Source organism: Neomesorhizobium albiziae (genome assembly GCF_900114255.1).
Taxonomy (GTDB): Bacteria; Pseudomonadota; Alphaproteobacteria; order Rhizobiales; family Rhizobiaceae; genus Neomesorhizobium; species Neomesorhizobium albiziae.
This window is the reverse complement of sequence record NZ_FOSL01000046.1, coordinates 1-18,469: the sequence shown is the minus strand read 5'-3', so window position 1 is coordinate 18,469 and position 18,469 is coordinate 1. Positions and strand designations below refer to the sequence as shown.

Genomic DNA, 18,469 nt, shown 5'->3' with positions numbered 1-18,469 from the left:
GTTCATCGTCTGAGACACACGATGGCCATGGACCTCCTGCAGGCCGGCGTCGATCGCGCCGTCATCGCCCTATGGCTCGGCCATGAATCGGTCGAGACCACACAGATTTATCTCGAGGCGACGTTGGCGATGAAGGAGACGGCATTGGCAAAGACGCTCCCATATTCCGGTAAGTCATCCCGCTTCCGGCCCGACGACAATCTGCTGGAGTTTTTGAACAGCCTGTAGATCGCGCTGACTATGTCGGGTGGCCCGGGTGTTTCTGCAGGAAACCTCCTTGTTTCTCAGATGTTTGTAGTTTCCGGTCTAAAGCTACCCGACATAGTCGGGCGGGGTAGATAGTGACGCAGGATGTGCAGTGTGACCTTTTTCCGCTCCAGCGATGGACAGTCTCTGGCAGCGATTTCGACATCTCGCGAGCCGGTGCTCGAGTGCGTCGCGGCTGATCATCCTGCCGGTCTGTGTGGGGAAGAGGGGATCAGCCGGTTGCCCGGCACGTTCGGCCAGCCAGACGCGCAGCACGGCGGCCATGTTGCAGGTGATGGGTGTGATCCGCTGCTTTCGTCCCTTTCCCATACAGCTGACGTGAGCGCCGGAACCGAGATGGACATCGGCGCAGTGAAGGCCGATCAGTTCGGACGCCCGTAGGCCGGTTTGGGCGGCGAGCCGAAGCAAGGCGTGGTCGCGCCGCCCGGTCCAGGTCGACCGCTTGGGGGCGGACAGCAATGCATCGAGTTCTTCCTCCGTCAGGAACGTCACAAGCCGTCGCTCAAAGCGCTTCGGCGGAATAGCGAGCACCCGTTCGATTGTCGCGGCGTACTCGGGGTGACGAAGGGCGGCGAATCGGAACAACGACCGGATTGCGGCAAGCCGCGCATTCCGGGTCCGCGCGCTGTTACCCCGATGACGCTCGAGGTGATCGAGGAAGTCGCCGACACACGCGGCGTCGAGGTCATTGATCTCCAGCCCGGAGGGCTCTGTGCCATGCCGCGCGGCGGCGAAGACCAGCATCAGCCGCAGGGTGTCCCGATAGGCGGCGAGCGTATGTGGGCTGGCTTGCCGTTGCCGGATCAGGCGATCGGTGAAGAACGCCTGCAAGGTCGCGCTGAGGGTGGTCATGCGCCGCCTCCAATCTGTCGCTCCAGACGATCGCCGGCCAGTTGCAGCAATTCCGGGGCAGCCGAGAGATACCAATACGTCTTGCCGGGGTCGACGTGGCCGAGATAGGTCGACAGCAGGGCTAGCCGGCCCCCCGGATCGCCGCCGTCGCGATAAGCATCAAGAAGCGTGCGAACGGCAAATGCATGCCGCAGGTCGTGCAGCCGCGGTCGGCAACCCGCCGAGCGCGGGGCGATGCCGACGCGACAGACGAGCTTTTGGAACGTATTTTGAACGTTGACATAGAGCAGCCTGGTGCCCGCCGGCGAGACGAACAAGGCGGGCGTGTTCGGCGGCCGGCGGGGTCGATCGCTGCGGCGCAGATAATCGCTGAGGGCTGCAACAGTGCTCGGATGTAACGGCAGCTCGCGGGATTTGCCGAACTTTCCGTGCCGGATGGTGAGGACGCCACCGACGGCACTGAAGTCGTCGCGGTCGAGGCTGATCGCTTCGCCAATCCGCATTCCGGTCACGGCCAGCAAGCCGATCAGGGTCCGGTAGGTCGCTGTCCGATGCGGCGTGCGCAAGGCCGCGGTTGCCGTCATCAAGGCGATGACGTCCTCCTGCGAATAGAGGTAGGGCGTCGCTCGGCAAGACCGCCCCGGCAGCAGATCACGCGGCGGCACCTCGGTTGCCGGCTCGATCCCGCGGAGGTGGGTCGCAAAGCGGCGAACCACTGAAAGTCGCGCGGACATCCAGCTTCGATCGGCGCCTGCCGGCAGCATCGCCCAAGCGAGGGCCGTCTTGGTGGTCAGGTGTTCTTCGCCCTGCGCCTCGAGATAGGTGAGGAACTGGGCAAGAAGCTTCTCGGACCGAACAAGCGTGTAGCCGAGGGCGCGACGCATGGCCAGGTAATCGGCCAGGGCTTGGCGAAGAGCGCTCATGCCACCTCTCCCGGCCAGGGGCGGGCGATCCTTCGCAGGGCTTCGCGATCAACCTTGGCATAGATCGCCGTTGTCAGGGCGCGGCGATGACGCAGGACCTGTCCGACCTCCGGTAGCGACGCGCCGGCGCGCAACATCGCCGACGCCGTCGTATGGCGCAGGCGGTGGGCGTAGATCTGGCCGAGGCCGGCGCGGCGACCGGCGGCGGCCACGATTTGCGAGACGCCAGCGCTTGTGAGGGCATTATGGGGCGCCCTGACGCGCACAAATACCGTCCGGCCCTGGGCGGTCCGGGGACGGCCGTAGCGCAGATAAGCCGCCACCGCTTCGCCGACGTCGGCCGGCAAGGGAAGGCGTTGGATGCAGCTTCCTTTGCCCCGTACGAGGATCTCACCAGCCCGCCAATCCAAGTCGTCAAGCTTGAGCTTGGCGACTTCCCCCGCCCGCAAGCCGAGACGAACCAACGCGGTCAGGACCGCGAAGTCGCGGCGGCCGTTCGGCGTGCCGCGGTCGCAGGATGTCAGCAGGCGCTGAACCTGGTCGCAATCGGATTGCTCGGCTGCGACGTCACCCAGATTCACGGGCTCGGGCCTTATCTGGCGCTGAAATTGGTTGGAGAGTGCGGGACCAATCTCTCGGCCTGGCCAAACGCCAAGCACTTCACCTCCTGGCTGTGCCTCTCACCAAGCAACAAGATCTCCGGCGGCAAGGTGTTGTCCTCACGAACCCGACGATCGGGCAGCCGGGCCGCGGCACTACTGCGGCTTGCCGCGGTTGCGGTCGGGCGCACTGAGACCGCATTGCTTTCGGCGTCTGTCCGCACGTGTCGGCAAGGCCAAGGCGGTCACTGCGACGGCCCGCAAAATCGCCGTCTTGTTCTACAATACGCTGCGTCACGGTATGAAATACGGCGATCCGGGAGCCTCCCATTACGAGGAGAATTACCGCCGACGCGTCCTCACCAATCTCGAACGAAGGGCAAAGTCGCTCGGGTACACCCTACAGCCCACGCCAACGCCCGGGCTGAGTGTTTCTTAGGAATGCCGCAGATTCCTGCCACCATAATACTCTTCCGCCGCCTTCTGACAGACATCTGAGTAGAACGCATCTGCATCTTCGATCGCGTACCCAGCGCCCGCGAAACAGCCACGCGCTACCTCATGGAGCGTATGCCGGATCGAGCTCGTGTCGTCGTACACCGCGTTGAGGCAGGATATGACTACAATGACCTCTTCCTTTGAGAGACGTTGCTGTCCGCTCATCAAGCGAGCATGGTTGATGCAGGCGACGGAGTTGGCGCATGTGAATGAGTCGCCAAGGCCTGAGCAATCCTCGAATCCGTTGCCCTTCTCATTCAATTTGAAGTGAGCAATGGGTAGGTTTTTCATGTCTGCGATGTCCCGGTGGTTCAGGTCCTCGACCACCGCGGGATCGTAAGCTGAACGCATCTCCTGAAGCCGGGTGTCGAGTTTGTGCAGCCACGGCCCCATCAGGCTGGTGTTGCGCTTCAGCTTGTTTTTATGCGGATCCTCGAACATCAGAGTCGCGTCCAGCTTCTCGGTTTCCGCCAGTGACAGCAAACCGTGCTCGGCGAGGGTCTTCATCACGACCTTCTCGGCATTTCCCCAGTGCGCTTCCGCAGCGTAGACCTGCCTGAAGTTTAGGATGGTCTGGCCGGCCGCGAACTGGGCCTCTTCGCTAAGCGTGCAATCCTTGTCGAGCAGCGCCTCGAGCGTCTCGGTGCATTGCTTGAAAGTTAGGCCCTTCTCGCGCTGAAGGGCATCCCGGAAGTGCTGCGCACCCTTGTTCACGAAAGGCTGAATGGCCGATCTGGAGGTGTAGCCATAGGCGCCTGTATCCTCATTGAGTACACCCGTCAGCGCGTACTTGTTCTTTCTATCGTACAGCAGGCTCTTCGTCAGGTCCGGATCTTTCGGCACCTGAGGCGGCCTGTACTTGGCCACGCACTCGTCCTTCACAAGATGGCCCTTCATGCAGGCTAGATTCAGGATGAGTGACCGGCGCGCCTGGGTAGAATCCGCCAAGCGCGCGACGTGCGCGCGGGTCGCCGCCCGGTAGTCGATCATAGTTACGAACTGGTTGTCGCCGAAAGCGCGGATTGGAATGAGGGGACGCCCATTCAAACGCTGAGCTTCGGGGCTGGCGGCGTGATAGCGCGTGTAGTACTCCCTCGCCTTCGCCTGGGCGGTCCTAAGCCGTTCGTTGCTGGTGAAGCCCTTTCTCCCATCATGCAGCGAGGTGGTGGAAAGGGGAAAGTCGTTGGCGATCTTATTGTAGGCGCAGCCCGCGCCCGCGAGGCACAGGCCGTACTTCACCGCGCGCGCGAAAAGGTTTGATCCGTCGCCCGTTCCGCCTCCCGCCGCGCCCCCATCATGCTTTCCATCCCCACCCTTCGGCTGTGCCGGGTTCCTCGCAGGTGAGTTTGCCGTACTCCGGGAACGATACACAGCAAGTGAATGAACCGCTTCGTGGAACGCAGTCATTGCACTCGGGGCCTCCGCCAGTCCGTCAACGAGCCGCCGGTCTAGCGCCGAAAAGCCGCTAAGGTGGTTATTCCCAATTCGCATCTCACCGCTCCTCTATCAATGCCCAAGATGCAGCCTCAATAGCCATTCCGGGCACGACGTCTGCGTTCTCATGAAAGCAGCGTGTGCTTTCGAGAGGCTGACGAGTCTCAGAAGGATTCGTAATGAGACTTCCCCACCGCGATCAGCATTTGCTGCAAATCGGCCACTCCCGCCGACGCTTCGATCGTTGTTGCGTCGACTGACATCTGAGACACCAGCGATCGCTATCTGCCGGAGACGGTGAACACTCGTTCTGAAATGCCCCGGAATTGGGATTATGACCGTCTGGAACGCGCATTTCAGCGCAAGCTGGTTAGCCACCTGCCTATCGAGGCCTGGACAAATGTCAGCGCCTTCCGGATTGCATGGAAAGCTTACCTCGGGGCGGTACGGCTAGGCAGGTGGTTGCCCCTGGCTATTGCACTGATGAGGACGTCCTGCCTGTTGCCTGCCGTGGAGCCAGCCACCCCCAACGATGGTCTGTTATCCATCGTGGTGCGGCCGTAGAGCGCGATGCCGGTACTTACCAATGCTCCGGCCCGCCGCCGCCCCGGAAATGGCGAGCGTTGTGGATGCGGCGATCACGGCCTCATCCGATCCTTCACCCCATGGCGGTATCGGAGCAGAATGTTGGGAAGACATGTTAACAGACTATCATCTTGTTCCGTGCCCAAACTGTTCCGCCCCTGGGCGAAATCCTCCAATTCCAAATCCGCTGAGCGCTCCTCCTCCAGGTTAGCGTCGGTGCGCAAGGCTCGAACGAGATCCTCGAATTTGCTAACCTCGCGCCATGCCTCACGTGCCAGGTTGTACGCCTCCTCACGTGCCTGCCGGGCTCGGTCGGCTTCTGCCCTAGCCTCTTCGAGGCGGTTTTGGAGCAGCTGTTCGTGTTGACGAAGCGAGATCATCTTCGCTTTCACCTCCTCGAGATCAATGAGAGCGGCGGCTTGCCCGATTAACGGATCGTATAGCGCGGCTTCCCGACTGAATCGGTGTTCCCGCCATCTGCGAAGATCTGTCAGGGCGTTTTCGATAGCCGCGACAGCATTGTCGAGGGCCGCGTGCCGCAGGCGCAGTGCATCTTCGGTGCGGCGGCGCCGCAGTTCCTTCAGTTCGAGGAGGCGATGTACGGCGCTGGGGATCATGCCAAGCACGCGGCAAGCGCATCGAGCATTGCGTCGAAGCCGATCTGCTCCTTTGTCGACTGCCGCAAGAAGGTTCGTATGTGGTCTATCTTGGCGATCGCTGCATCAGCGAGCGGATCGGCTCCTTCCTTGTACTCGCCGACACGTACCAACAGTTCCACCTCGTGGTATTTGGCCATCAGCTGCCGCAGCCTGCCCGCCAACCACTCATGGTCCGACGACACGATAGCGCTCATGACACGGCTGACACTCGCCAGAATGTCGATAGCGGGATAGAGGTTCGACATCGCCAAGGCGCGTGAGAGCACGATATGACCATCCAGGATGGAACGGGTTTCATCGGCCACCGGTTCGGCCATATCATCGCCCTCCACGAGCACGGTGTAGAAGGCCGTTATGGATCCGCGGTGGTTGTTCCCAGCGCGTTCCATAAGCCGCGGCAGTGAAGCGAAAACCGATGGCGGGAAACCACGCCGGGTCGGCGGCTCACCGGCCGCGAGACCAATCTCCCTCAGCGCACGTGCGAAACGGGTCACCGAATCCATGAGAAGCAGGACACGCTTTCCCTGGTCGCGGTACCATTCGGCGATCGCCGTAGCAACATAGGCCGCCTTGGCCCGCTCCATTGCGGAGCGGTCGGAACTGGCAACGACAAGAACCACTCTCGATCGCGCTTCTGTGCCGAGATTGTGTTCGATGAACTCCTGCACTTCCCGGCCGCGCTCGCCGATCAGCGCTATTACCGACACGTCGACCGCTGCGCCGCGCACCAGCATTGAGATCAGTGTACTCTTACCGCCGCCCGCAGCGGCAAAGATGCCCATGCGCTGTCCCTCACCGCACGTTAGAAGACCATCGATCGCCCGTATGCCGACGGGAAGAACGTTGTCGACGATACGCCGGGTTAAGGGATCCGGCGCGTCCCTTGAGACAGGCACGCGGGTTTCGGGAAGCAGGGGCCCATGGGTGGATTCGTCGAGAGGTTGGCCGAAACCATTGAGTACGCGGCCGAGCAGGTTCCAGCCGGTCGGTACCATGAGGGGCTTTCCCGTTGGGATCACTTCAGTGAGCGTGGAGAGGCCCTGCATTTCTCCGAGCGGTGTCAGGATGGCGACATCGCACTGCACGCCGACGACTTCAGCCGACAATTCGAAATCGTTCTCGGGATTGCGGAGAGTGCAAAGGTCACCAATGCGGGCTCCCGGCGCCGTCGCACGGATTATCGTTCCAACGATCTGAAGGACACGGCCGCGGACGTGCATTGTCGACGTCTGCGCAACTGCTCTTTTTGCGAGCTGGAAGAAACGATCGATGTTCTCGTGGGCGGGGGAAATAACTACTGCCTTCGGCGGTTTTGCTGGCTCGGACATCACTTATGCTTTTCGGACATTAGAGGCTGCTAGGCCTCTACGCAGGCCGCTTTCGATGGCAGCAAGCTGGCTCTCGATCGTGGCTTCGACCAGACCTGCATCGGTCTCGAGAATGCACCCGGAATCGTTCACGCGCGCGTCGGCAATCAGGTCGACGACGGCGCGCGATGTCGCCGTAGGGAAAATCTCGTCTAGCCGGTTGCGGACCGCCTCGAGAAGTGACGGTGCCACGCGTAGCCGGACGACGGCGTTGCGGCCCGCGAATTTCAGACTGCGCAAAGCGATCTGCACCGCCGCCTCCTCCGGCTCGATTGTGTCGATGATCCGGCGCGCGATCTGCAGGCCCATGTCAACGATCTGCTCCTCATTTTGCGCCATAATCCGCAGAGACCCCGTGGCGATGGCGGTCAGACGGGCCTGGATTTCCGCTTGCGCCGCGGCCAAGCCAGCCTCTTTGGCCGCCGCCTCGATCGCTCTGGCGGATTCGCGCGCCGCATCGATGAGCGCATCGGCTTCGCGCCGTGCCTGCATAAGCAGTTGCTCGGCGTCCACCAGCGCCTGTGCGCTCCCGGCCGGCAAGATTCGCCCAGGGCCGAGGATGCCGGCGGTTCCAGGTGTCAGTTGAACCAATGTGACCATGTGGGCATCGCCTTACGGACCAGGCGCCGCATCGCACAAAAGGCTTCCTCGCCAGTATTGTCGTCACGACAGGCGTCCACCGCCGTCGTCCAGATCGGCGCGGGGCGGCGTAAGCCTAGCCGGGCCCGCAGCGTTTGCGGGATGCCGCCAACCGCAAGACCGAACATCGCCGCGCCGCAGTGAAGCAATGCGGTGGGCGCCGACGGAATTTCAGAAGCACCGATCCCCGACATCAGTGCGGCAGTCGGTCGCGGCAGCAGAACGGCTTGCCGGGCGAATGCGACGGCTTCTTCCCCGAGGACGGTACGAACCGCTGCGATATCGGTGGTCCGAAGGAGTCCGGTAAGGCCGCAAGCACCCACCCAGGCGCCGGCTAAGCACATGAGGCGCATGGCATCCGGCGACGGGAGGAACGCGAGCCGGCTTCGTCGCGTGGCGCCCGCCGAAATGATGGTAGACGGTTCCTCACTTTGCTCCCTAAGGAGCCAGCGTCCAAGCCTGACACGAGTGAACGGGTCGGCCTGGGCGATATCCAGCGGCATCCATTCGGGCCAACTATGCGCCATTGTGGAATCGATATCGGCGGCAGGATCGGCAATGCAGCAGATCACTGCCCTCGCCCACGGTGCATCAAGCCATTCATCCGACATCGCTGCTGGCCTCGCTGCGATCACTGCTGAATTGTTCGAATGGATTGATCTCATGAGCTGTCAAAGCGGATGTCTGACGGAAGCGATGCCATAGGAGGAACGCCAGGACGGCATTGCCGGTGAGCAATACCGCTATGCCGCATGCAAGCCCGATCACTAGATGGGATGCGCCGCTGTCTTTTGTCGTGAGGACGCCTCTATCGATAGGACGCAGCAAAGCACTGTCCTGACTTGCCTCTACGAGGACGACGGAAACCTTAGCATAGGACAGGCCCTCCAAGCTGTTTGCGACGAGCTCCTTAATCTTCGGTACGATCTGATCGACAGTAGCGCCGGGTGCGTAACGGACAAGCACAGCAGCGCTCGACGGGAAGGACGGGTGCCGATCGTCACTCGTCTCTTCGGGCAAGACCACATGGACCCGGGCACTGAGCACGCCATCGATGCCAGACAGGGTCCGCGACAGCTCCTGTGTGGTGCCATAAATGTAGCGCACACGCTCCTCTGTCGGCGATGAGATCATACCTTCTTTCTTGAAAAGGCTGCCCATATCGGCATAGAGTTCGTGAGGCAACCCGGCGCCATTCAACAGGTCCATGGCACGGGGAACGTCCGTAGTGTCCACCACCAACGAGGCAGTGCCGCTGTTGTCCGTCAATTTATCGACATGGACGCCTTGACGCATGAGGAGTGCAAGCATTTCGTTCGCTTCGTGCGCCGGAAGATTGCGGTAGAGCTCGATCTTCGATCCGCAGCCCACCAGCGTGAACAGCAAGAGAAGTATCGCCACCTGCTTCAGTACGAACGTCACCCGTCCACCAGCGTAGATCATTGGTTTTTCAGGAAAGTATCCAGGCTTTGTGTGGCCTTACCGACCACCTTGGCCAATATGTCGCACTGCAGGGACAAAGCTGATAGCGCGAGCTGTGCGCTCAGCCAATCACCTGAGTGGATTTCCCCCGGGTTCATCCCCTCTGCGGTGCTACGAGCATCTTCCATGGCTTGGGTAAAGCTGGCGCTTAGCTTCTCCATGCTGTTGAGGATGGCGTCTCCCGGTGTGCGGATGACGCCAGATCCGCGCGCCACCTCGGTCAACTGGTCGATTGCACCGGGCGCTGACCTGTCGTCCTGTGGTGACAACTCGGGCCGCTCGAATGCGGCATGAAAGGCGTCAACGGATTCAGTCGATATTTTCGACACGAACGTGGTGTCCGTTGGCAAAACTAACTTCAGCGCTCGTGGAGTGATGCTGTTCACGCTCACCAGATGTCCCTCTCTCCAACATATCCGACCGAGTTCTTGCCAAATGCGGCGACCAGTCCATCGACGTCGGGATATCCACCCGGAACCCGTCCGAGTAGGGCATCGCGCTCGCTCAGCCGTCCGGCAAGATGGAGAGCCAGCGCCTGAAACGCCATCCCATATGCGTCGTCGGCATCGGAGAGGGGACGGAGCGCCTTCAGCGCTGCCTCGATATCGCCTACCGTCAGATCCGCAACGGCGTAAGCGATGACGGACTCCCGACTGCCCGGCGCAATAGCATCAAGTCCTTTCGCAATCCGTCTGGCCCGCTCCACGTCGTTCGAAACGCAAGCCAGGAATGCCGCTTCGGCGAGATGCCGCCGTAAGCCGACCCCGATCTTGGTGGAACTCCCGGGCGCCACGGATATACACGAAGCAGACATCGTATTGTCGGGCTCCCTTTCTCTAGCCGAGTCGCGCTTCATATTCTTTTAACGCACGCAATCGGGCTACAGACCTCGGTCACAGAAAACATTGCGCCGATCCTAACCCGTCGGCCGCTTCTTCATACCGATCCGCGATGGCAGGCATTCGTTTCATCCTAACTTACATCCGACACCGCTAATCCCGGCGCCGGCAGCCACTTCGATAAGGGATTTTGCCGACTAGTAAGCACGCAGCTGCCGTAAGCTCCGGCCAATTTTGTTCGATAGCCTGCCAGGCGCAAATACAAAGGCGATATGCCGCCATACTTGCCGCATATGCCCGCTGGACGGGAGAGCATGTCGTCATCCTCATCTCAGGCCATCGCGCCTGCCGATGTATGCATATCGATATAATCTTTTTCTCCCCTCAGTTAGTGATCAATCATTGGTGGCTCTATTAGGAGTTCATCAGTCGGGGAACCGAGGCGCAAATGCCGCCAAGTTGTTGTGGCCACCTTGAGGAAAAAGAGGGAAATGCCGGTGTGACGCCAACATCGCTAGACCATGTCCTGTCAGTGGCTCTGGAGTGCTTGTTGAAGCATTCCGATTATTCTTCCGCCTCGTCCGTAGGTGTTAAGCGCGTTGAGCTCACAGTCGACGATGTTGGGATCGTCCTGGAGGCGACAGGCGTCCGATCGGTGCGATTAACCAGCACTGTTACAAATAACGTGCCGGACAATGAAGTGCACATCCGTGAATTGCTCGGAGAGAACTTGCTTTACTGGGATTCCCTCCAGGTGGCGCTGTGTGCCGATCGAGGCGGTGCTCTGCTGCTTTGGGCTGATATTGATCATGCCGATTGGGATAGGGCGGTCATAAGAGAGCGAATGGTGTCATTCCGCAATGCGGCCATCCATTGGAGGGGAATCTGCCGTCGGCATCGCAGCATCAAGCGGTCGCCGCTCGCCAGGGATCAATACTTCGCCCCTGACCTCGATCTTCATTGGCGCAACGTCTGCGATCTCAAGAGGGAACGTATGGATAGCAAAGATCTCGATGGCACGATGGCGAGTGCGCGCCAAACGATCGCGCAGGTGGAGAGCTTCTTGCGAGAAGGTCGGGAACAGCTCGGTCGACAAGCTGAGCACTTGGGCGACTACGCAATCACCGGCGATGTCATCTCCGCATTCGTTGAGGCTCAAGACGAGAGTTTTCGGCAAGCCTATACACGGGAGCGGCAGGCGGTTCTGAGCGATATCATAACACTCACGTCCAATCAGGTGCCGCTTGGGCCGCGCGTCAAGCCGACGCGGCAGAGGGTCTGAGGAGGCGATGCAGAAGCTAGAGGGGCTCGTAAGGGGAGGTGGCGATAATGGACACTACTGAGGCTGGACGGCTGGCGCGGCTTACGCAAGAGATCATCGCAGGGCGTACGGATTTGGCGGCTGTCATTGGGATCTCGGATGACGAACTCGAGGCAGTCTACGCGCTCGGCCATCGTTTCTATTCTGCCGGTAAATACGGCGAGGCGCTGAGCTTCTTTCGTTTTCTATGCATGCACCGGTACATCGACCCGAGATTTTGGTTCGGATTCGGTGCTGCCAGTCAAATGTTGGGCGATTCAGCAAATGCCGTGCGTGCCTATGGACTGGCTGCGCTGCTGAACGACGAGGACCCGCAGATCCCGCTTCGCGCTGCGAAATGTCTCATCAAGCTCGATCAGCCGGCGGCAGCTGTGAGCGCGCTTGAGAGTGTACTGGCGCTTAGCGGCGGGAAGCCTGAGCATAAAGCGTTCGCTCAGCGCGCGTCGCTGATGCTGCGTCGGCTCAGGCCCGAAGCAGAAAGTAAAGGAGAAGGCTGCAATGCATAACATGAGCATGAGAGAAGTGATCGGTGGAGCGCCATTTAAAGCCGGGGTGATGACTCAGGTCGACGCTCAAACCAGCAATTTTTCGGTTGGTACTTGCAAGTCGGGCGCTGAACTTGCGCTGCCACCAATCTCTGACGGCGCTCCCGCGTCGGATGCGGTCCCAACGCTACCCCCACCACGGGCCTTTGATGCGACGGAGCTGGCCGCGACGTTTCTAGCCCTCCAAATGAAGATTGCCGACGCCCAGGCTGCTGCGGGCATGGAGGATGTACGGCACCGGGGTGAGCTGCAGAAGCAGCAGAACGAGAAAATCGCCCGAAACATTGCCGACGCGGCGGAGAAGTTGAGGGAAGCGAAGAAGAGTTCGAAGGCCAAGAGGATCTTTGGATGGATAGCGGTCGCGCTGACGGTGGTAGCGGCAGTGGTCACCGGCGGGGTTCTCGCCTTTTCGGCCGCAGCAGTGGCCGTCACCGTGGTAACCCTGACCGAGACGGGCGTCATGGATAAGATGGCGCGGGCCATTGCGAAGAGCCTCAGGGAAGACCAAGGAATGGGGGAGGGTCAGGCCATGGGGTGGGCTACGTTCATCACGGTTGCCATCGTCCTTGCTTGTTCACTCGCCACCTTAGGTGCAGGTGCCGTGTCTGGTGGGTGGAACGCGGCGACGAGCATTGCCACGAAGATCACAAGCCAAAGCGATAAGGTGGCGAAAATTGTTATGGGAAGTCAGCGCCTTGCGACAGCCGCTTGGGCGGGCGAAGTCATCGCTTCGGTAGCTCAGTCCGCGGCGGCGATCGCGAGCGGGGTCCAGCAGAAGCAGGCAACAGACACGCAGGCGGAGACGTTGGACATCAGGAAATTCCTCGCCAAGCTAGCGCAACTTCAAGAGGACGAGATTGAGCGCATCCAGGAATTGTTCCTCGGCATGAAGACCATGACGCAGAGAGTTGTCGATGCGATCGAGGAGCAGAGTCGATCCGCGTCGACTGTCATACGACATATCGGCTGACAAGCGCTCATAACTGTCCATACCTGCCAGAAAGTCAGGAGAGTATCATGCTACACACTGTCGTACAAACAAGCCGCATTGCCGGCCATCATCTGTCGGAGGGTGCTTTGATTGGGCATCGGCCCTTCTTGCCTATGTCCGCGACCACCAATGACATGAGTATGAGGGACGGCGGTGTCGTGTCAACGCCCGCCGATCCCGGCAAGTTCTCATCGGCCGGTGTGCCAACACTCGAAGATACCATCGTCCAAAACAACGGTGCCGAAGCTGCACTGGGAGCACGACTCGCCTCAGTTGACATATATGCGGTTGGCGCGTTGCTGCACAGCCTCAATCTGGAGTTCCGTGAGTCTGCGAGATTGGACCGGCAGGCTGCGCGTGACTGCGATATCGCGGCGCAGTCCGCCGCTGCCAAGGCGCTTCGCGCTTCTGGGCTGTGTCAGCTGGTCGGCACGGTCCTAACCTCCACCTTCGCAATAGCGGGTGCGGGAGTCAACCTTAAGGGCGCGAGCAAGGCACAGGCACGTTTCCAGAAGGAGGTCGGCGATTCGACGGCGCTCAACAAGACAAGTTTACAGGCCGACCTGGGCAAGCGGGATACTAAGCTGGCGTCCGAGCCACCCCAGAGGGTTGGCGAGTCGCCCGGCGTTGACCCGACCAGTATCCAAAGCGCCCAACTAGCCGGTCAGCAAACGACGATGATCTGGAGCAGCGTCGCCACGGGGATAACCGAGGTTGGTAAACTCGGAGGTGCCGGCTCCAATATGGGGGCGACGATCGAGCAGGAGAAAAAGGCAAAGCTGGAAGCGGAGGGCACCAAGATGCGCTCTCGCGCCGAGGACGAGAGTGAATTCAAATCGGCATATGAAAAGATGATCCAGGATGTTCTGGAAAAGCTTTCCGAAGTGAGACGCGCGGAAGCTGAGACGATGAGCAAGATCGCCAATATGGGATGAGAGCAGGAATAAGTTAAATCTGCACAGGAAAGGTCAGTGACGAATGTCAAACGTGAACCTCCAAAATCAACTTGATCGCAATGTGTCGAATATCCCCGGTGGTGGGGGCAGCCTGGGCGCCTTGGCCCTGCTGCTCCAGATAGAGCGGTATAATAATCTCGAGGTTCAAGTCAGAGACGAATTCGAAGACATGCAGAAGCGGAACGATTGGCTGAAAACCGCGAACTCCGCTCTGGCCGCGCTGCGCGTCAACCGGCCCGCTGACGACAAGGCAATTAAAGATTATGGCACGTTTGTGGACCCGCAGGGCAACACCCAGAACATCCATCAGTGGATGCTCGAGAACGGCATCCCTATCGAGCAGAACAAGGGAGATGCCGCCGGTGTTCAGTCGGAGTTCGATGCCGCCATCTCCAATCTCAAGGCACGCATCGATACCGCGAATAGCGAGTCGCAGATATCGGTGATTCACCTGCAGTCCCTGATGGACAAGGTAAATCAAACTGTTGAACTCGCGAGCAACTTGGTGGCCAAGGATGGCAAAGCCAAGGAGAGCATCCTCGGCAATATAAGGTAAGGGCGAGTCTGTGACCAAGACGGGACAGGATGATCCCTCCTGTCCCGCGCGGGATTTGTAGACGGTTCACCTAAAGGGCGAACGAGTAGGTTTTGTACGGATGGCTATTATCGGCAGGAATACTGCATTGCTTTGTCTCCCCTGTTTACTGTTACCTTTAGGGGGGTGCTCCGGCAGTGGTACGGCTGCCGAGCGCGGCGTTTTGCTGAATTCGCCGTCCTTCGTCCAGTCTAGCTCGGCGTCTGTGCAAGAAACTCGCGGGCCGCAGTCTCGAGGCTTTGAAGTCCTGGGTCAGCGGCAAGCGCAGCCAGTCGCAGCCACAGTGGAACGGAAGCTGCCGGTGGTGTCGGATAGCAGGCGTGTGAGCCTCGACTATATCAGTGCCGACATTCGCCAAGTCGTGCAGGATATCGTAGGCGATGTTATGAGCATGCCCGTTATCATCGATCCTGGCGTTGGAGGGAAGATGACCCTGAATACAGCCCGCCAGGTCCCCGCGAGTGAAGTGCCGCGGCTACTCGACAAAGCGCTGGCGCTGCACGGCTATGGACTGGCTGCGGGTGATCACGGAGTTCGGGTGGGGCGCTTGGCCGACCTCGCCGGCGGCATACAGAGCAACGTTCAAGTTATTCCTGTTCGGTATGTCGATCCGGCAGAGGTCATCGGGGTAATCCGACCGAACTTGGAAGAGGGTGTGCGTCTCACGCCAGCGCCCGGAGGGCGGGGCATTGTTGTCAGTGGGCCGCCGGGATCCGTGAGTTCTGTGCGGGGACTGGTCGGCCTATTTGACACCGACGCCATGCTCCACAAATCGTTCGCGCTGTATACGCTGTCTCAAGCGAGCCCGGCGGACGTTGAGCGAGAACTCAGTTTGTTGTTTACGCGGAATGGCCAAGGGAGAGGGCCTGTCCAATTTGCGGCGCTAGAGCGACTGAATGGTATCCTTGTTGTGGCAGAAGATCCTGCAGCTCTCAAGCAAATCCGCCAGGCGATCGTCAAACTGGATACTGCGTCGGAGGCGACGGCATACATTCACGTGCGGCCACTGCTGTACCGGCGAGCCTCAGAAGCCGCGCAAGTGCTGGCGCAAACGTTTGGCGCTGAGGCACCCAGTGCTGTCGCGCGTGCACAGCCCGCGGGAACGTTCGGCAACCTATCAGTGGGAAGTGGCGCATCAAATCCATCCAGCCTGCCGGTCAACGTGCCAGGTTTGCCGGCCGAAGTGCCAGATGCGGCCGCCTCGAGAACGCATCCGGCGGACGAAACGGTGATGTCAGCGAACCGTCTCGGCCTTTCGGCGCCGGTGCGGATCCAGGCGGACCCCGGACAGAACGCGCTCGTAATACTCGCAGCACCGCACGACTACAAGATCGTAGAGGCCGCGATCCGTCAACTCGATGTCAAGCCTCGACAGGTTCTCATCCAAGCCATCGTCGCCGAGGTGCGGCTGAGTAATGGCCTGCGCTACGGCGTGGACTATCTTCTCTCGACCAAGGGCCTGGGCGCAGTTCCCAATGGTTTATCCTATGTGTTTCCCGACACGGACGTCAACATTGTATTACATGGGCTGAGCGGGCTGGGGGACGTCAAGGTTGTATCCGCGCCGCGCATTCTCGCGGTCGACAATCAAACCGCCACGATTCAGGTTGGCGATCAGGTCCCGATCCTGGTCCGATCATCGCAATCTGTTGTAAGCGAGAACTCACCGATCGTGAGCGACGTCGAACTGCGCGACACAGGGGTGATCTTGGCTGTTACGCCCAGAATCGGTGCCGGTGGTAGTGTAACACTCGACACGTTTCAGGAGGTCAGCACCGGCAACAGGAACACGCTTACCAATGTTCAATCCCCGGTGATTTCAGTGCGCCGCCTCCAAAGTACCGTATCGACACGAAGCGGCGACACGATCGCTATCGGCGGATTGATGCAAGATAGCACCAACCGAGCCAATTCTGGGATTCCTGTGCTGAAGGACATTCCGCTTTTGGGGGGACTGTTTCGCAGCACGGAATACGCCAAGGAACGGACTGAGCTCTTGATATTGCTTAACCCTCGGGTGGTTGACAGTGACGCCGATGCAAGGGCCCTGACTGAGGAGCTGCGCGAAAAGTTCGAATCGCTAGCCCCCGACCTGGGCCGCCGGCTAACGCCGTCAGCTCAGCCGCAACCTCGCCCGTCTTTACCAAGGCGACAGCGAATTGGGAGCAGCTAATATAACGTGAACCGGCGGTGGTTTTTCCCACTGGCTCGGCTGCTGGATTGGGCGCGGACTGTCAATGGGTCCCTCGACTCTCTGCTGCAGAGGAGTGCTCTGATGATGTGGACCAGCAGCAGGACGAATTCGTCGCCAACAGATCGCTATATGAGGCGAAGCCGCCGCGTCCTCTCGACGAGAATGCGCGCGACGATCCCCAGGCACATCGACTACTTCAATGGTCTGGTTGCCGCTCATTCCATACTGCCGCAACTGATTTGGTGACCATGTATTTCGCCGAAATCAAGGTTCGGCTGACCACAAGTCAGGCTTCCATCAGATATCACGAACATGTTGATACCCAAAGCGTGGCAATTTTCGGAAGGAATGACCGTGCGCAATTGCATTCTCGTTTGCACCGGGGGTGGACTATGACGGGTATTGGTCGACTTGGCAGCTCGTACGGCTGGCAAGTCAGAGCCAGCGACGCTGAGGACACAGATGATGGGTCCCGCGATCCTGCCTCTGGACAAGGCGGCCAGCAGTTCAATCCGCTCATGGGGCGGATGCGCTCTGAGCATGAAGATCCAGAGGGTGGATCCGTCCGCACTGGGGAGTGCGCTGGTGATAGCCTGCACGACGCGTCTCCCGATCCCTCTGTTGGCGCACGTGAGGGGCGGCCTGGTTTGCGTTTGCGTCGGGAAGAGGGCTCCTCGCGCTCTGCTGGCGAGCATTGGCGCGGCGATCGGGCGGCGGGAGGCTCGCAAGCAGGTATGCGCCAGCCCCAGCGACAAGATCGTGGCGCACTCGATCGGGAAGAGGGCTCCTCGCGCTTCGGGCGCGAACATTGGCACGGCGATCGGGCGGTCGTAGCCGCGCAGAGCGTCTACGCACGCTCGGAAATGCAACTTAATGACGCTCTACACGATATTTGCTTCGCTGGCGACATCGATAAATTCTCAAGCGCTGTGGTGGAGCATGACAAGAAGCTGCGGGGCCAAGCGAACCACGCAACATTCCTGCAAAAGGCCGCTGCCGAGTTCTCACGTCAATTTGTCCCAAGATGGCAGCAAGATGTCCGCGCCGGGAAATCCTGGGGGTACGCCACTACATGCAACGCGGTGAGCCGGGCCGCGGGAGGGCAGTTTGGAATAGCAGCTTGCAGGGCCGTTGCAGCTGGGATATCGCGGCTTGATCTCGCGCTAATGAGGAAGATTGAACCGAGAGCGCTTTCGCTCTTCGCATCATCATTTGGTCGGGACCCATTGTCGAGGACATGCCGTATTGGAACGATCACAATCGCCCAATTTTGTCACGATCAAAGCGTAATACTTGATGAGCTGAGCGGTCAAGGTCTGTCATTACTGGCGAACGGTTTCAGCAAGTGGCCGAGAGAGGCGGACTGTCGCCACGCCACACTCGCGATCGCCAGAGAGGTCGTTGGCCGCGCTAAGCGCGACGTCCGGCTCTTTGACTTTACTCCGCAGGAGCTGGCGAACCTGGTGAACGGTTTCAGCAAATGGCCGCAAGAGGAGTACTCACGTCACGCCATCGCTGTGATCGCCGGCGAAGTGCTTCGCCGCGCTGACCAGCTCTCTGATTTCACTCCGCAGGGACTGGCGCACCTGGTGAACGGTTTCAGCAAATGGCCTGACGAGACGGGCTGCGGCGAGGCTATCGTTGCGATCGCTGGTGAGGTGCTTCGTCGCGCCGGCCACGCCGAGCGGCTCTCCGGTTTCACTTCGCAGGGGCTGGCGAACCT

Annotated in this window: 18 protein-coding genes and 2 pseudogenes; 9 read left to right on the top strand and 11 right to left on the bottom strand. The window is 60.1% G+C overall.

The features are described from left to right. Positions 1-228: tyrosine-type recombinase/integrase (locus tag F3H98_RS29175; protein ID WP_149764334.1), on the top strand; the 228-nt coding region annotated here is incomplete at its 5' end. Between the two features lie 84 nt (positions 229-312). Here the strand turns inward: F3H98_RS29175 and F3H98_RS29170 are convergent. The 3 genes from F3H98_RS29170 to F3H98_RS29160 are packed head-to-tail and all read right to left on the bottom strand — an operon-like array spanning position 313 to position 2,623. Further along, positions 313-1,119, bottom strand: coding sequence for a tyrosine-type recombinase/integrase (locus F3H98_RS29170; RefSeq protein WP_244621982.1), 807 nt, complete (start codon positions 1,117-1,119; stop codon positions 313-315). Next, on the bottom strand, positions 1,116-2,042 hold the full coding sequence (locus F3H98_RS29165) for a tyrosine-type recombinase/integrase (RefSeq protein WP_149764332.1): 927 nt from the start codon (positions 2,040-2,042) through the stop codon (positions 1,116-1,118). The genes F3H98_RS29170 and F3H98_RS29165 overlap by 4 nt, the downstream gene beginning before the upstream one ends. Next, positions 2,039-2,623: a site-specific integrase gene (locus F3H98_RS29160; protein WP_244621984.1), complete on the bottom strand. Its 585-nt coding sequence runs from the start codon at positions 2,621-2,623 to the stop codon at positions 2,039-2,041. Before F3H98_RS29160 ends, F3H98_RS29165 begins: the two co-directional genes overlap by 4 nt. On the opposite strand from F3H98_RS29160, the pseudogene F3H98_RS29155 reads away from it, so the two are divergent. Further along, positions 2,591-3,080, top strand: a pseudogene (locus tag F3H98_RS29155) (transposase); the annotation flags it as partial. The gene F3H98_RS29160 and the pseudogene F3H98_RS29155 sit on opposite strands and share 33 nt — an antisense overlap. Here the strand turns inward: F3H98_RS29155 and xopAG are convergent. The 8 genes from xopAG to F3H98_RS31420 form a co-directional block, all read right to left on the bottom strand. Next, entirely contained in the window at positions 3,077-4,546 is a 1,470-nt protein-coding gene (xopAG, locus tag F3H98_RS29150; RefSeq protein ID WP_210249729.1) for a XopAG/AvrGf1 family type III secretion system effector, read from the bottom strand. The pseudogene F3H98_RS29155 and the gene xopAG overlap by 4 nt on opposite strands. A 665-nt stretch (positions 4,547-5,211) precedes the next feature. Further along, positions 5,212-5,775 carry a type III secretion system stalk subunit SctO gene (gene sctO / locus F3H98_RS29145; RefSeq protein WP_244621983.1) on the bottom strand — a complete coding sequence of 188 codons (564 nt, stop codon included), beginning with the start codon at positions 5,773-5,775 and terminating at the stop codon, positions 5,212-5,214. After that, complete coding sequence (sctN, locus tag F3H98_RS29140; protein ID WP_149764328.1) at positions 5,772-7,145, bottom strand: type III secretion system ATPase SctN; 1,374 nt, start codon at positions 7,143-7,145, stop codon at positions 5,772-5,774. Before sctN ends, sctO begins: the two co-directional genes overlap by 4 nt. A 3-nt stretch (positions 7,146-7,148) precedes the next feature. Then, the gene (locus tag F3H98_RS29135) at positions 7,149-7,784 is read right to left on the bottom strand and encodes a FliH/SctL family protein (RefSeq protein WP_149764326.1); all 636 of its coding nucleotides are present in this window, start codon (positions 7,782-7,784) and stop codon (positions 7,149-7,151) included. Then, on the bottom strand, positions 7,763-8,434 hold the full coding sequence (locus F3H98_RS29130) for a hypothetical protein (protein WP_149764324.1): 672 nt from the start codon (positions 8,432-8,434) through the stop codon (positions 7,763-7,765). The genes F3H98_RS29135 and F3H98_RS29130 overlap by 22 nt, the downstream gene beginning before the upstream one ends. Next, positions 8,424-9,266 (bottom strand): type III secretion system inner membrane ring lipoprotein SctJ, encoded by an 843-nt coding sequence (sctJ, locus tag F3H98_RS29125; RefSeq protein WP_149764322.1) that lies wholly within the window; start codon positions 9,264-9,266, stop codon positions 8,424-8,426. The genes F3H98_RS29130 and sctJ overlap by 11 nt, the downstream gene beginning before the upstream one ends. Further along, complete coding sequence (gene sctI, locus F3H98_RS29120) at positions 9,263-9,697, bottom strand: type III secretion system inner rod subunit SctI (RefSeq protein WP_188130631.1); 435 nt, start codon at positions 9,695-9,697, stop codon at positions 9,263-9,265. Before sctI ends, sctJ begins: the two co-directional genes overlap by 4 nt. After that, positions 9,694-10,119: a hypothetical protein gene (locus tag F3H98_RS31420; protein WP_188130630.1), complete on the bottom strand. Its 426-nt coding sequence runs from the start codon at positions 10,117-10,119 to the stop codon at positions 9,694-9,696. Before F3H98_RS31420 ends, sctI begins: the two co-directional genes overlap by 4 nt. A 575-nt stretch (positions 10,120-10,694) precedes the next feature. On the opposite strand from F3H98_RS31420, the gene F3H98_RS29115 reads away from it, so the two are divergent. The 7 genes and pseudogenes from F3H98_RS29115 to F3H98_RS29085 form a co-directional block, all read left to right on the top strand. Then, entirely contained in the window at positions 10,695-11,426 is a 732-nt protein-coding gene (locus F3H98_RS29115) for a hypothetical protein (RefSeq protein ID WP_149764318.1), read from the top strand. A gap of 47 nt (positions 11,427-11,473) precedes the next feature. Further along, positions 11,474-11,971, top strand: coding sequence for a SycD/LcrH family type III secretion system chaperone (locus tag F3H98_RS29110; protein WP_149764316.1), 498 nt, complete (start codon positions 11,474-11,476; stop codon positions 11,969-11,971). Beyond that, positions 11,964-12,980, top strand: a complete 1,017-nt coding sequence (gene sctE / locus F3H98_RS29105; RefSeq protein ID WP_149764314.1) for a type III secretion system translocon subunit SseC family protein — start codon at positions 11,964-11,966, stop codon at positions 12,978-12,980. Before F3H98_RS29110 ends, sctE begins: the two co-directional genes overlap by 8 nt. 47 nt (positions 12,981-13,027) lie before the next feature. After that, complete coding sequence (locus F3H98_RS29100; RefSeq protein WP_149764312.1) at positions 13,028-13,936, top strand: hypothetical protein; 909 nt, start codon at positions 13,028-13,030, stop codon at positions 13,934-13,936. A 43-nt stretch (positions 13,937-13,979) separates the two neighbouring features. Beyond that, positions 13,980-14,513: a hypothetical protein gene (locus F3H98_RS29095; protein WP_149764310.1), complete on the top strand. Its 534-nt coding sequence runs from the start codon at positions 13,980-13,982 to the stop codon at positions 14,511-14,513. Positions 14,514-14,874: 361 nt separating this feature from the next. Then, complete coding sequence (locus F3H98_RS29090; protein ID WP_188130629.1) at positions 14,875-16,725, top strand: secretin N-terminal domain-containing protein; 1,851 nt, start codon at positions 14,875-14,877, stop codon at positions 16,723-16,725. 107 nt (positions 16,726-16,832) lie between these two features. After that, positions 16,833-18,469, top strand: a pseudogene (locus F3H98_RS29085) (hypothetical protein); the annotation flags it as partial.